Genomic DNA, 14,945 nt, shown 5'->3' on the forward strand with positions numbered 1-14,945 from the left:
CAAACTTACATATAATTTTTTGTCAAAAATAATCAATTGAAAAAATTATAGTAGTTGTATTTTATTAAAATTAACTTTTAGATTATATGAATATATTTAACAAAAATAGGGTAATATTTAGTCTTTTTCTAACTATAATGTCATTTTGTGCCCATAGTCAATCTAATATTTTTAAAGTAACTTTAGATGCAGGACACGGGGATCATGACTTTGGAGCAGTTTATAGTGGGCGTATTGAGAAAAATATCGCTCTGGCAATAGTTTTAAAAGTTGGAAAAATATTAGAGGCTTATCCTAATATTAATGTAATATATACCCGTAAGACAGATGTTTTTGTAGGTTTGATCGAAAGAGCCAACATTGCAAACAGAGCCAATTCAAATATTTTTGTATCTATTCACTGTAATGCAAATAAAAATACGGCTGCATTTGGAACCGAAACATATGTAATGGGTATGAATAAAGCTGCTTCTAATCTTGAAGTGGCAAAAAATGAGAACTCGGTTATTACATTAGAGAAAGATTACAAGCAAAAATACGAAGGCTTTGATCCAAATTCGCCAGAATCTATGATTGGAATGACTCTAATGCAAGAGGAATATTTAGATTATAGTATTGCACTAGCTAGTAAAATCGAAGATGCATTTGGTTTAATGGGGAAAAAACTACGTGGAGGTGGTGTAAAACAAGCGCTTTTTATGGTGCTTCATAAAGCATATATGCCAAGAGTTCTGGTTGAAACAGGCTTTATTTCTAATCCTGCTGAAGGAGATATCTTAAATTCAGAAGCTGGACAAGATGAATATGCAAAAGCAATTGCAGGGGCTATCATAAGTTACAAGAAAGAATATTTTGGCAGTGGTTCTGCTGATCCAGTTGAAGAAAGACCAGTTTCGAAAAATGTTGAAAAGCCAGTAAAAGATTCAACACCTGTAAAAACTACAAATATAGCTCCAACTCAAAAAAATACGATAAAACCAAATTCAGATGGTTCTATATATAAGGTACAACTTTTGGCTAGTATAAAAAAGATGCCATTAGCACCAGCAAACTTTAAGGGCTTATCAGGAGTTTCTGTAGTATACGAGAATAATGTTTATAAATATACCTATCAACAAACAGCCGATTATAATCAAGCAAAAAAATATTTGCAAGAAGCAAAAGAGAAGGGCTATGACTCTGCTTTTTTGATTGCATTTAAAAATGGAGAAAAAATTAGTATCCAAGACTCGCTTAAATAATAATTACAAGTTCAATATTTTTATATTAAATTTGTACAAACACTTACATTTTGAAACTAACAAGAGAAATTAAAACGGCTATTTTAGTCATTGCATCAATTTTATTATTTATTTGGGGATACAGCTTTTTAAAAGGCAAGGACCTCTTTACTGATTACAAGACATTTTATGTTGAATACGATAATGTAGAAGGATTGGCTACATCTGCACCAGTTACATTAAACGGATTAGCGATTGGTAAAATCAATGGTATTAAAATTAATGAAGCTACAGGGAAACTATTGGTTGAATTACAATTAAAAACAGATTTTCCTATTTCTAAAACAAGTACGGCTTCTATATACGAGCCAAGTTTAATAGGAGGGAAGCAAATTGCAATTTATCCTAACTATAATGATAAAGAGCCTGCTGTTGAGGGACAATTATTAAAAGGAACTACTAAACTTGGCTTAACTGCAGGTTTAGCTGATAAATTAGCGCCAGTTCAGGACAAGGTAGAGAAGATGCTAGTTAATATTGATAAACTTGTTTCAGGTTTAAATAATGTTCTTGATCAAAAAGGACAAGAGGACCTAAAGAAGAGTTTAGCTGAATTAAGTAAAACTATGGAGCAATTTCATAAAGCTTCAGGAAGCATCAATTCTATTTTGGATACCAATAAAGGACAGATTAATGGTGTAGTTACCAACTTTAATAAAATGTCTGGAAATTTTGCTAAAATGTCTGATTCGTTAAATAAAGCAGATCTAGGTAAAACGGTTAGAAGTTTAAACCAAACATTGGCTAAAGTTGATGGTTTGATGAATGGATTAAATTCTGGTAAAGGTACAATGGGTAAATTATTAAAAGACGAAGCGCTTTATAATAATCTGCAAGCAACTTCTAAAGAATTAGAATTATTGTTGCAAGATGTACGTTTGTCGCCAACACGTTATGTAAATGTTTCGCTTTTTGGAAAGAAAAACAAGCCATACGTTGCACCAGTTAACGATTCGATTTCAAAAAAATAAACTTAAAATATGAGTTATTTAGATAATATTTTATTTGCCATTCTTCTTATTATTGGTTTTGGTTTTTTTGCGTCAAGCGTAAAAAAAATAATCCGTAACATAAATTTAGGAGTAGATGTAAATCGCAAAGACAATCCAAAAGCACGTTGGAAAAACATGGCGATGATTGCTTTGGGTCAGTCTAAAATGGTAAAAAGACCAATTGCAGGAGCACTGCATATTGTTGTCTATGTTGGTTTTATTATCATAAATATTGAATTACTTGAAATCATCATCGATGGTTTGTTTGGTACGCATAGAGTTTTTGCACCCTATTTAGGTCCAGTATATGATGTTCTTATAGGTTCATTTGAAATATTGGCTTTGTTAGTTTTGGTCGCAGTAATCGTTTTCTGGATAAGAAGAAATGTTATTCGTTTGAAGCGTTTTGTTAATCCGGATTTAAATGGATTTCCTAAAAATGATGCTAATTATATCTTATATTTTGAGGTAGTATTAATGACATTGTTTTTGTTGATGAACGCTTCTGATTTGCATTTGCAAAATGTTCCTGGAGGCTTTTCTCACTTTCATAAAGCAGGGAGTTTTCCTGTTAGTCAGTTTATAGCGCCAATTTTCAACGGAATGTCTAATGAACTTGTGATGTTGTTATGTGAAGCATTTTGGTGGTTACATATTATAGGTATTCTTATTTTTATGAACTATTTATATTTTTCTAAACATTTACATATTTTATTAGCTTTCCCAAATACGTATTTTGCTAATTTGAATCCAGAAGGTCAGTTTGATAATTTAGAGTCAGTTACAAAAGAAGTTAAATTAATGATGGATCCTAATGCTGATCCATTTGCAGCAGCTCCTGTAGATGAAAATGCAGCTCCAAGTAAATTTGGTGCCAGCGATGTTCAGGATTTGAATTGGGTTCAGTTGTTAAATGCATATACTTGTACAGAATGTGGTCGTTGTACTTCATCTTGTCCAGCAAACCAAACAGGAAAAAAATTGTCTCCTCGTAAAATTATGATGGACACAAGAGATCGTTTGCAAGAAGTAGGTAAAAATATAGATGCTAATAAAGGAGTCTTTGTTCCAGATAATAAGTCATTATTAAATGATTATATCACTCCAGAAGAATTATGGGCATGTACATCATGTAATGCATGTGTTGAAGAATGTCCAGTTAATATTAGTCCATTATCAATTATTATGGATATGCGTCGTTACTTAGTTATGGAGCAAAGTGCAGCACCAATGTCTTTAAATGCAATGATGACAAATATTGAAAATAATGGAGCGCCTTGGCAATACAATCAGCAAGATAGATTGAATTGGAAGAATGAAAATTAGAATAATTTAATTGATTTTTTAAGCGTTTAAATAAAATAAATTTCGGTTTTAGTGAATTAGCAATTAGATTAATTTTTACAACGATATAATCAGATTAGCGATTAACCGATTTAACAAAAAAAGAAGATGTCAGAAAGTTTAGTTGTGCCAACAATGGCAGAAATGCTAGCTCAAGGAAAACAACCAGAAGTTTTATTTTGGGTAGGTTGTGCAGGAAGTTTTGATGATAGAGCTAAGAAAATTACAAAAGCATTTGTTCGAATATTAAATCGTGCAGGTGTTTCTTTTGCTGTTCTTGGTACAGAAGAAAGTTGTACTGGTGATCCTGCGAAACGTGCTGGAAATGAATTTTTGTTTCAAATGCAAGCAATGATGAATATTGAAGTTCTGAATGCTTATGAAGCAAAAAAAATAGTTACTGCTTGTCCGCATTGTTTTAACACATTAAAAAATGAGTATCCTGAATTGGGTGGGCAATATGAAGTAGTACATCATACAGAATTTCTTAAATCTTTGCTTGATGATGGCCGATTGACAATTGAAGGCGGACAGTTTAAAGGTAAACGTATTACTTTTCATGATCCGTGTTATTTAGGTAGGGCTAATAAAATTTATGAAGCGCCAAGAGCATTAATTGAGAAACTTGATATTGAGTTGGTCGAAATGAAGCGCTCAAAAGCAAACGGATTATGTTGTGGTGCTGGTGGTGCTCAAATGTTTAAAGATGCTGAACCTGGAACAAAAGAGATTAATGTAGAGCGTACAGAAGATGCACTTGAAACGAAGCCAGACATTATTGCTGCGGGTTGTCCGTTTTGTAATACAATGCTAACAGATGGTATTAAGCATCAGGAAAAAGAAGATTCTGTAAAAGTTTTAGATATTGCAGAGCTAATCGCAAATGCTCAGGATCTTTAGTTTTTAGGAGCAGAGGTTCAAAGTAGCAGAGGTTCAGAGGTGCAAAGGTTTTGATTCTAAGTTTTTTTAATCTGAAACCTGAAACCTGAAACCTGAAACCTGAAACAAAGAGTAACAGTCGCGGTTTTCAGTTTTCAGTCACAGTGTGAAACTTGAAACATTAAACCTGAAGCAAAAAAAATAATAATAAAAAAATAGTAAAATGTATATCCCTTTTGAAAATTTACCTGGTGAGTCTAGAATTTGGATTTATCAATCAAACAGAAAATTTTCTGATGAGGAATTTTCTGAAATAGAGGCTGACTTAAAAACCTTTGTTGAAGGTTGGGCAGCACACGGAACAAGTTTAGAAGCTTCGTATGAAATGAAATACAACCGATTTATTATATTGGCGGTAAATCAAGATGTACAAGCAGCTACAGGATGTTCTATTGATAGTTCTGTTGAGTTTATTCAGGCTTTAGAAAAAAAGTACAACGTTGATTTACTTGATAAAATGAACGTTACTTTTAAACTTGGTGATCATATTGCTCATAAACCTTTGATTGATTTTAAGAAAATGGTTAAAGATAAATCGGTATCAGAGAATACGATTGTTTTTAATAATCTTGTAAATAATATAGAAGAATACAACGAGTCATGGGAAGTTCCTGCAGCTGATAGCTGGCACAGTCGTTTTTTCTAAGAAGATACCAAATAATACTTGAGGCATGAGATTTATATTTCATGCCTTTTTTTTGTCTCAAAATGAAATTAATTAATTTGATTGATGAGTTTATGTAATTCATTGATATGTAGAAATTAATGACGGTTTCTTATGAAAAACAAAATTTCTAACCTAGCCCCGATGGGAACGATATCCCGCGCTTTTTCTGGGCGGATTTAGTGGATAGCGGGTTTATATGTTCTGTTGGATTAAGAATGCTTCTGCTCCTTAAAAAGAGCCAAACTATTTATGGTAGCTTTAAAATGGCTTTATATCTTTAGTTGGGTTTACTTGATTACTTTTTTAACTTAAATTTCACTTCTATCAAACGCTATTTTTGAGTACTTTCGTAGTACTAAAATTAATACATGAAAATAGCAATAGTTTGTTATCCTACTTTTGGTGGGAGTGGAGTCGTGGCAACTGAGCTCGGCCTTGAATTAGCAAGACGTGGTCACGAAATTCATTTTATTACATATAGCCAGCCTGTTAGGTTGGCACTCTTAAATCCTAATGTACATTATCACGAAGTAAACGTTCCAGAATATCCTTTGTTTCACTATCAACCTTATGAATTGGCTTTGTCTAGCAAATTGGTTGATATGGTAAAGCTTTATAAAATTGAGTTGCTTCATGTGCATTATGCTATTCCGCATGCCTATGCAGGCTATATGGCAAAGCAAATGCTTAAAAACGAAGGAATTCACATTCCTATGATTACAACGCTTCACGGGACTGATATTACGCTTGTTGGGAATCATCCTTTTTATAAGCCTGCTGTGACTTTTAGTATCAATAAATCAGATTATGTGACTTCGGTTTCGCAGAGTCTAAAAGAGGATACGTTGAAGTTGTTTAATATCAAGAATAAGATTAAGGTAATTCCAAATTTTATTGAATTGGACAAGGTTAAGAAAGATCCAGAAGCTCCTTGTCATCGATATGTTATGGCTAAGGAAAATGAGCGCATAATTACGCATATAAGTAATTTTAGAAAAGTAAAACGTATCCCGGATATCATTAAGATTTTTTATAATATTCAGAAAGAAATACCGGCTAAGCTAATGATGGTTGGTGATGGTCCTGAGAAAGAAAAAGCCGAAATTTTATGTCAGGAATTGGGAATATACGACAAAGTAATCTTTTTTGGAAATAGTAATGAGATTGATAAAATTTTATGTTTTACTGACTTATTTTTATTGCCATCTGAAACAGAGAGTTTTGGTTTAGTAGCACTTGAAGCGATGTCTTGCGGTGTTCCTGTGATTTCAAGTAACTCGGGTGGATTACCAGAAGTGAATTTTGAAGGATATTCTGGATATTTAAGCGATGTTGGTAATGTTGAAGAGATGTCTGTGAATGCTTTGAGAATTCTTAAAGACGATGCAACTTTAAATCAGTTTAAAGCAAATGCTTTAGAGGTTGCTAAGAAATTTGATATTAAAAATATCTTACCTAAGTACGAGGCTTTATATCAGAAAGCGATTAACAATTATAAGGAAATTAAGTAATTATTAGTTTAAATAATTAAAAATGAAAAAGCTATTACTATTATTTGTTTTTGTTTTTGTAATTTCTTGTGGGACTACAAAATCTGTAGAAAAAAGTACCGCTTTGTATGAAGTGTTGACACAACAAAGTGATGGTGGTGGTAATATACGTTTTTTTGAAATCTTGAGTGAACCCAATGAAATTAGTATGCTTAAAAGCGATGCATCTCTAAAGGGTAAAATAAATGAAGATGATATTGCTAAATCAAATTTTATTATCTTGAATATGGGAGAGAAAAACACTGGAGGTTATTCTATTGGAGTTGAAAAAGTAGAAGAAACAGCTACCAATATTGTTATCACTGTCAAAGAAACGGCTCCTGCTCCTGATGGTATGGTAATGCAGGTGATTACTTATCCTTATGCAGTTGTGAAAATAAATTCAAAAAAAGATATTATCATTAAATAATAAAAGGTCCTGTAGCTTAAGTTACAGGACCTTTTATAAATACATTTCTATTAAAATTTAAATTTGATTCCTAATCCGATATCAAACCCAAAATTATCATCATCATAATATCCAGAACCAATTTCTGGTCTTGCATCCAATGAAAGTAAAATTGGCACTTCTTTGAATCCATATTCAATACCTATGTTTCCGGCAGCAAATACAAAAGTTCCATTGTCTTTATAATTGTTGTAATCATGGTTCCAGCTACCGATACCACCACCGACACCTGCGTACCAATTAAAACCTTGATCTATGTTCCATACCCATTGGTAAAGACCTACTAATTTAAACGCATCAACGTCTCTACTGTTTCTCCAACCCAAATCAGCTTCAATTCTATTATTTTTAGATAATGCTCTTTGGTAAGAAATCTCACCACCAAATCCGTGATTATCTCCTAAACGTAAACCAAGTGCGTTTTTAGAAATATCTTGTGCCTGGGCAGTAAATGCCAATCCTAGCAGCATAATAGCTGACAAAATTATTTTTTTCATAAAGTAAGTATTTATTTTGACAAAGTTATTATATGAAATATAAGTTAAATTTACAGAAAATTTGTTAATTGTTTCATAATTCACATTTATAAGTTTGCAAAGCCTTTTTATAAAGGATAATAATAGAGCTATTTAGGGATAAAATGTGATGTAATCAATTGATTACTTATGCTATCCTCCATTTCAAAGAGATTTTCTTCTTCTTCAAAATTCATTTGGGAGTAGTGAAATAGCTTCCATCTTTTTTTATGGTATTCCAATGCAGTTAAGTTCTCAATCCAGTCTCCCGAATTTAGATATAATGTCGAGCCATTTTTGTTCTCTTTTTTTATAATTTTTGGCTCATGGATATGTCCACAGATTACATAATCATATTTCTTTTCTATTGCCAAATCGGTTGCTGTTGTTTCGAAGTCTGAAATGTGTTTGACAGCTTTTTTTACGCTTGCTTTTATCTTTTTTGAAAAAGAGTAGGGTTCTCGGTCTATTTTAGATAAGCACCAGTTTACGAATCTATTGGTTAAAATGAGATAATCGTACCCAATTCCACCGAGTTTTGCAATCCATTTTGAATGTTGTACAGATGCATCGAATACGTCCCCGTGAAAAATCCAAGCTTTTTTATCATCTAATTCTAGAATTAATTTATCAACAAGGGCAAAACTCCCCATTGTCATTTCGCTGAATTTTCTTAAAATTTCATCGTGGTTTCCAGTTACATAATACACTTTAGTTCCCTTAGAAGCGAAAGCAATAATTTTTTGTATAACCTTTAAATGAGACTTTGGAAAGTATGATTTTCGGAATTGCCAAGCGTCTATTATATCTCCATTTAATACTAATATTTTCGGTTTAATGCTTGATAAATAGTTGCTTAGTTCTCTGGCGTGACTTCCGTAGGTTCCTAAATGTACATCTGATATTACGACAACTTCAACAGTTCTTTTTTTCAATTTTTTTTAATTTGATGTTTAACAAATTTAAATAATCTGCTGTTGATTTGCTTTTAATAAAAAGTTATCAATTTTCCTTCAACTTTAAGAAATCGTGATGATTATGCAGTTTAATCTTTAGATAATAATACCAATTTTAAATTTTTTAGTTTAATTCATAAAACTTACATTTGCTTAAAACTAATTACAATGGCGGGAAATAGCTACGGAACACTATTTAAAATTACAACATTTGGAGAATCTCATGGGGAAGCTTTAGGCGGAATTATAGATGGTTGTCCTTCTGGAATAACATTGGATCTTGAGGCGATTCAGTTTGAAATGTCTAGAAGAAAACCTGGACAGTCGGCAATAGTAACTCAACGGAAAGAACCAGATGATGTGCAATTTTTATCTGGTGTTTTTGAAGGTAAAACTACTGGTACTCCAATTGGTTTTATTATTCCGAATACAAATCAGAAATCAGATGATTATTCACATATAAAAGACAATTATAGACCTAGTCATGCTGATTATGTTTATGACAAGAAGTATGGTTTTCGTGATTACCGTGGTGGTGGTCGTAGTTCTGCTCGTGAAACAGCTAGCAGAGTTGTAGCAGGAGCTATTGCTAAACAAATGCTACCAGATATTAAGATTAACGCTTATGTTTCGTCAGTAGGACCAATTCATTTAGATACGCCATATCAGGAATTAGATTTTTCTAAAACAGAAAGTAATCCTGTTCGTTGTCCAGATGAAGCAAAAGCGGCAACAATGGAAGAGTATATTAGAGATATTAGAAAACAAGGAGATACTGTAGGTGGTGTAGTTTCATGCGTGATTCAAAATGTACCTGTAGGTTTAGGAGAACCTGTTTTTGATAAACTACATGCAGAGTTAGGAAAAGCGATGCTTTCTATTAATGCTGTTAAAGGTTTTGAATATGGTAGTGGTTTTTCGGGTTCAGAAATGAAAGGAAGTCAGCATAATGACCTATATAATACTGATGGAACAACTAAAACCAATCTTTCTGGAGGTATTCAGGGTGGGATTAGTAACGGAATGGATATTTACTTTAGGGTAGCTTTTAAACCTGTTGCTACAATTATGCAAACTCAAGACTCATTAGATAATAAAGGAAATATTACTCCAATGACAGGTAAGGGACGCCATGATCCATGTGTTGTTCCTCGTGCTGTGCCAATTGTTGAAGCCATGGCTGCAATAGTTCTTGCAGATTTTCATTTGATTAACAAAACATATTAGAAAAATACGTAAAACAAGAGAGCGTTTTATATTTAATTAATACAAAAAAACATACTTGATGAACAATAAAACAGAGACGAAAAAAACATCTTTTTTCAGAGGGCTAACAGGGCAAATTCTTATTGCAATGTTTCTTGGTGCTACTTTAGGAATTATATTGCATAATACTATATCACACGAAGCAGCGGTAGAGTTTAGTAACAAGATAAAAATGCTAGCTACTATATTCATTCGTTTGGTACAAATGATAATCTCTCCTTTGGTATTTACAACTCTAGTAGTTGGAATTGCTAAACTTGGAGATATAAAAACAGTAGGTAGAATTGGAGGGAAAGCTTTAGCATGGTTTTTTACAGCTTCTTTTGTATCGTTGTTAATAGGTTTATTTTATATTAATGTTTTGCAGCCAGGAGTAGGTTTAAAGTTAGACCATGTTGATATGGCAGCTGCGACTGAAGTAACTGCAAAAACAACAACTTTATCTTTTGAAAACTTTGTTGAACATATTGTTCCTAAAAGTATTTTTGAAGCAATGGCAACCAATGAAATATTGCAGATTGTTGTTTTTTCTATCTTTTTTGGATTGGCTGGTGCTTCATTAGGAAGTTCAGTAAAGCCAGTTATAAACGCTTTAGATAAAGTTTCGCATATTGTTCTTAAAATGGTAAACTATGTGATGAACTTTGCTCCAATTGGTGTTTTTGGTGCCATTGCAGGAGTATTTGCTGTAAGAGACGCTGGAGAATTAGCGATTACATATTTTAAGTTTTTCGGATCATTTCTTGTCGGAATAAGTACTTTATGGGTTGTTTTAATTTTAGTAGGTTATATTTTTCTTAAAGGAAGAATGACTGAATTATTAAAACGAATTACAGGACCTGTAGCTATTGCTTTTGGAACTACTAGTAGTGAGGCTGTTTTTCCTAAATTAACTGAAGAATTAGAGGAATTTGGGGTAAAAGATAAAATAGTTTCTTTTATGTTGCCGTTGGGTTATTCTTTTAATCTTGATGGTAGTATGATGTATATGACTTTTGCAAGTATTTTTATTGCTCAGTTTTATGGTATACATTTAGATATTGGAACCCAAATGGTTATGCTTTTGGTTTTAATGTTGACCAGTAAAGGTATTGCAGGAGTACCAAGGGCTAGTTTGGTTGTTGTTGCTGCTACATGCGGTATGTTTGATATTCCTATTGAAGGAATTGCTATAATCTTACCAATTGACCATTTTTGTGATATGTTCCGTAGCGCGACCAATGTACTAGGAAATGCTCTTGCAACATCGGTAGTGGGGAAATGGGAAGGTGATAAAGAGATTAATTTTGACGCTCCAGAGGATGTTAATGGTTAATTGAAATCGAGTTAAGGAATATATTTTTATAAATAAAAAAAGTATTCTTTCCTAGTCATAAATATATTTGAAGGAGTTGTATTTTATTTGTAAAATACAGCTCCTTTTTTTTGTTTTTAGCTGTATATTTGATAAAACTTTATCTATTTATGTCTGGAATTCGTATTCTTTTGATTTTTTTTTGGATATTTTGTTTAGGTCAACCAGTGTTTGCCAAAACAGAATTACCAACTGTAGATGAAATTTCAAAAACCGCTAATATTGCGCTTAAGTATTTAAATGAATCCGATTTTGAAAAATCACTAATCGTTTCACGTGTTGCTTTGCAACAAGCATTAATAGCTAAAGACAATAACTTAATTGCTTTCTCATATAATATTATTGCAACAAATTATAATGAGTTTTCTGAATTTGATAAAGCAATATACTATTATAAAAAAGCACTCTCCTTTGCCAATAAAACAACTAATAATGTTTTAAAAAATAAAATTAATAATAACTTGGGTAACGTGTATTGTTTTGAAAAAAAACAATACAAAAAAGGAATTGAGCATTATAAAAAATCTCTCGAGTACAGTAAAAAAGAAAAAGACAGCTCGCTTGTTTATTTCATTAATCTAAATATTACATGGGCATATTTTGATATTGGCGAATTTAAATTAGGCTTGCCTTATTTTAATTACATAAGGGCGCATCATAAAGAGCACTTCAATAAGCCTTCTGTTGTTGTGTTTAATATGCTTAACGGAATGTATTACTCTCATATGAAGGATAATGCTAAGGCTAATGAGAGTTTCTTGCAAGCAATTAAGCATGGGGTTTCTGGGGTTGTAAACTCTGATTTATTGTATTCGTATATTGAATATTCTAAGTTTTTAAATAAAATTGGAGATTATAAAAATGCATACAAATACATTGTTAAGTACAATGAGATAAAAGAAAAAATATACAATGAAGAAAAATTAAAAAAAGCTGAAAGTGCTGGGTTTAATCTTGAATTAGATGAGTATAAAAGGCAGATTGGTAAAATTGAAATTGAAAAAGGACTTCAAGATCAAAGTTTAAAGAAATCTAAGATTATAGTTTTGTTATTTGTTTTGACTTCTTGTATTTTTCTAATCTTAATAGTTACGTTGTATAAAAATGTTATTTTTAAAAAGAAGACAAATGCTAAGTTGTTATTTACAAATGAAGAACTTATCAAGGCTAAAGAACAAGCAGAAGAAGCTTCCATTCTTAAAACGCAATTTATATCTACAATAAGCCATGAATTACGTACGCCTTTATATGGTGTTGTTGGGATAACAAATATGTTATTAGAAGAGCATAAGGAATTAGCAAGAAGTAAGCATTTGAGTTCTTTGAAGTTCTCGGCTAGGTATTTATTGTCTTTAGTTAATGATATTCTTCAAATTAATAAAATTGAAGAGAATAAAATTGTACTCGAAAGTTTGACTTTTAATATGACTGACGAGATTAACATGATTAAAAATTCATTGTCTTTTTTGTCTCAAAAAAATAACAATCAGATTACAGTAATGATTGACCCAGCTATTCCAGAATATCTGATTGGGGACAAACTTAGATTTGCTCAAATTTTAATGAACTTAGTGAGTAATGCTTTAAAATTTACTAAAAATGGAGAAGTGTCTGTTATTGCAAACTTGGTAGAAGTCATTGGTAAAGCAAACTTTATTGAATTTCAGATAAAAGATACTGGAATGGGCATTGCAGCTGTAGATCAGGATAAAATTTTTGAGAAGTTTGTACAAGTTGGGCGAAATGAAGAGGATTATCAAGGAACTGGTTTAGGGTTGACAATTGTGAAACGATTGTTAAGTTTGTTTGGAAGTTCAATCTCTTTAGAAAGTAATGTTGGGGAAGGGACGGTATTTACATTTACAATAGTTTTTGAACATGATCTTGAGAGGACAAAAAGTATAATTAATGAAATTCAGGTTGATTTAACGTGTAGTCAAATGTTTAAAGTCTTAGTTGTCGAGGATAATTTAATTAATCAAATAGTTACTAAGAAAATTATAGAAAAGAATAATTATAGCTGTACTGTTGTTGATGATGGGTATGCGGCTTTAGAAATATTAGATGTCGAGGATTTTGATGTGGTTTTAATGGATATTAATATGCCAATGATGAATGGGTTTGAAACTACAAGAAAAATACGTTTAAAAGGTATAAAAACGCCTATTGTAGCTTTAACAGCTTTTGATAAAGATGAAATTAGTGAAGAGGCTATTTCTGCTGGTATAAATGATATTATAATAAAACCTTTTGAATCTGTGAAACTATTCAAAATTATAAATTGCCTTATAGTAGAAACAAAAAACGTTGGTTAGTACCAACGTTTTTTATTTTGCTTAGATGCATCTGATTTTCTTGATTTATGTGCTCCACCACTTCGGTTTGAGTTTTTAGGCTTAGCCGTTGCTGCAGCTTCTGGACTTCCAGCATGCCATTGATAAGGGTGGTCAGAAACTGTTTTTACATCAACTTTTATTAGTTTTTGAATGTCTTTCCAGTATCCGTGTTCGTCTTTGCTACAAAAAGAAATTGCAACTCCTCCGTTTCCTGCACGACCCGTTCTACCAATTCGGTGAACGTATGTTTCTGGAATATTAGGTAAGTCGAAATTGATAACATACGGTAATTGATCGATATCAATTCCACGTGCTGCTATATCTGTAGCTACAAGAACACCAACTTCTTTGTTTTTGAAAGCATCAAGTACGCGTTGTCTTGCGTTTTGAGATTTATCACCGTGAATTGCTTCGGCAGCGATATTGTTTTTTCTAAGTGCTTTTACAACATTATCGGCTCCGTGTTTTGTTCTAGAGAAAACCAAAACATTCGATAGTTCTTCATTTTTTATTAAATGATAAAGTAAGTTTCTTTTTTCTGTTTTTTCTACAAAATAAACACGTTGTTCTACGTTTTCTGCTGTAGATGATACAGGAGAGACTTCGACTTTTGCTGGATCTTGTAAGAACATTTCAGCTAGTTCACGAATTGCAATTGGCATTGTAGCTGAGAACAATAGTGTTTGTCTGTTTTTTGGAGTAAGTTTTACAATCTTTTTTACATCATTAATGAATCCCATGTCTAGCATTTGATCTGCTTCATCTAGGACTAAAACATGTAAATGATCTAAATCTAAAAATCCTTGTTTTTGTAAATCAAGTAATCTTCCTGGAGTTGCTACCAGAATATCTACTCCTTTTTTAAGAGTATCTACTTGTGGATTTTGTGAAACTCCACCAAATATTGTAAGCTGTGTTAAGTTGGTGTATTTAGCATAAGTTTCAAAACTTTGTCCAATTTGTACGGCTAACTCTCTTGTAGGTGTTACTATAAGTGCACGAATTTGCTTGGCTTTTTTTGATGAGCCTACGATTCGGTGTAATTGATGTATAATAGGAATAGCAAATGCTGCAGTTTTTCCGGTACCTGTTTGGGCACACCCTATTAAATCTCTTCCTGATAAAACAATCGGAATAGATTGCTCTTGGATAGGAGTAGGGTTTGTGTAGCCTTCTTCATATACGGCTTTTTGTATACTTTTTGAAAGTGATAAGTCTTCGAATAACATATTTTCGGTATTAAGAATTTAGTTTTAAGTACTAAATTTCTGTGCAAAGATAGGTTTATTCGGCTAATC

Annotated in this window: 13 protein-coding genes; 10 read left to right on the forward strand and 3 right to left on the reverse strand. The window is 32.2% G+C overall.

Annotated elements, in window-relative coordinates; all coding sequences use genetic code 11:
• Window positions 1–86: 86 nt before the first annotated feature.
• The 7 genes from QWY99_RS06410 (at window position 87) to QWY99_RS06440 (ending at window position 7,181) form a co-directional block, all read left to right on the forward strand.
• Window positions 87–1,241 carry an N-acetylmuramoyl-L-alanine amidase family protein gene (locus QWY99_RS06410; RefSeq protein WP_290262873.1) on the forward strand — a complete coding sequence of 385 codons (1,155 nt, stop codon included), beginning with the start codon at window positions 87–89 and terminating at the stop codon, window positions 1,239–1,241.
• 50 nt (window positions 1,242–1,291) lie between these two features.
• Window positions 1,292–2,251 carry an MlaD family protein gene (locus tag QWY99_RS06415; protein WP_290262875.1) on the forward strand — a complete coding sequence of 320 codons (960 nt, stop codon included), beginning with the start codon at window positions 1,292–1,294 and terminating at the stop codon, window positions 2,249–2,251.
• A 9-nt stretch (window positions 2,252–2,260) separates the two neighbouring features.
• Window positions 2,261–3,598, forward strand: a complete 1,338-nt coding sequence (locus QWY99_RS06420; protein WP_290262878.1) for a 4Fe-4S dicluster domain-containing protein — start codon at window positions 2,261–2,263, stop codon at window positions 3,596–3,598.
• A gap of 126 nt (window positions 3,599–3,724) precedes the next feature.
• On the forward strand, window positions 3,725–4,516 hold the full coding sequence (locus tag QWY99_RS06425) for a (Fe-S)-binding protein (protein WP_290262880.1): 792 nt from the start codon (window positions 3,725–3,727) through the stop codon (window positions 4,514–4,516).
• Between the two features lie 202 nt (window positions 4,517–4,718).
• Window positions 4,719–5,201, forward strand: a complete 483-nt coding sequence (locus QWY99_RS06430; RefSeq protein ID WP_290262882.1) for an ABC transporter ATPase — start codon at window positions 4,719–4,721, stop codon at window positions 5,199–5,201.
• A gap of 389 nt (window positions 5,202–5,590) precedes the next feature.
• Entirely contained in the window at window positions 5,591–6,733 is a 1,143-nt protein-coding gene (gene bshA / locus QWY99_RS06435) for an N-acetyl-alpha-D-glucosaminyl L-malate synthase BshA (RefSeq protein ID WP_290262884.1), read from the forward strand.
• A 22-nt stretch (window positions 6,734–6,755) separates the two neighbouring features.
• On the forward strand, window positions 6,756–7,181 hold the full coding sequence (locus tag QWY99_RS06440; protein WP_290262885.1) for a protease complex subunit PrcB family protein: 426 nt from the start codon (window positions 6,756–6,758) through the stop codon (window positions 7,179–7,181).
• Between the two features lie 50 nt (window positions 7,182–7,231).
• Here QWY99_RS06440 and QWY99_RS06445 read toward each other — a convergent pair whose 3' ends face one another.
• A complete protein-coding gene (locus tag QWY99_RS06445; protein WP_290262887.1) occupies window positions 7,232–7,717 on the reverse strand; it encodes a hypothetical protein in 486 nt (161 codons plus the stop codon).
• Between the two features lie 128 nt (window positions 7,718–7,845).
• Window positions 7,846–8,670, reverse strand: a complete 825-nt coding sequence (locus QWY99_RS06450; protein WP_290262889.1) for a UDP-2,3-diacylglucosamine diphosphatase — start codon at window positions 8,668–8,670, stop codon at window positions 7,846–7,848.
• 189 nt (window positions 8,671–8,859) lie between these two features.
• On the opposite strand from QWY99_RS06450, the gene aroC reads away from it, so the two are divergent.
• From aroC to QWY99_RS06465, 3 genes are all read left to right on the forward strand, one after another.
• Complete coding sequence (aroC, locus tag QWY99_RS06455; protein WP_290262891.1) at window positions 8,860–9,918, forward strand: chorismate synthase; 1,059 nt, start codon at window positions 8,860–8,862, stop codon at window positions 9,916–9,918.
• Window positions 9,919–9,976: 58 nt separating this feature from the next.
• On the forward strand, window positions 9,977–11,272 hold the full coding sequence (locus QWY99_RS06460) for a dicarboxylate/amino acid:cation symporter (protein WP_290262893.1): 1,296 nt from the start codon (window positions 9,977–9,979) through the stop codon (window positions 11,270–11,272).
• Window positions 11,273–11,421: 149 nt separating this feature from the next.
• Window positions 11,422–13,626 carry a response regulator gene (locus QWY99_RS06465; protein ID WP_290262895.1) on the forward strand — a complete coding sequence of 735 codons (2,205 nt, stop codon included), beginning with the start codon at window positions 11,422–11,424 and terminating at the stop codon, window positions 13,624–13,626.
• On the opposite strand, the gene QWY99_RS06470 is transcribed toward QWY99_RS06465, so the two are convergent.
• On the reverse strand, window positions 13,623–14,876 hold the full coding sequence (locus QWY99_RS06470; protein WP_290262897.1) for a DEAD/DEAH box helicase: 1,254 nt from the start codon (window positions 14,874–14,876) through the stop codon (window positions 13,623–13,625). The genes QWY99_RS06465 and QWY99_RS06470 overlap by 4 nt on opposite strands.
• Between the last annotated feature and the right edge of the window lie 69 nt (window positions 14,877–14,945).

The organism is Flavobacterium branchiarum, assembly GCF_030409845.1.
Lineage (GTDB): Bacteria > Bacteroidota > Bacteroidia > Flavobacteriales > Flavobacteriaceae > Flavobacterium > Flavobacterium branchiarum.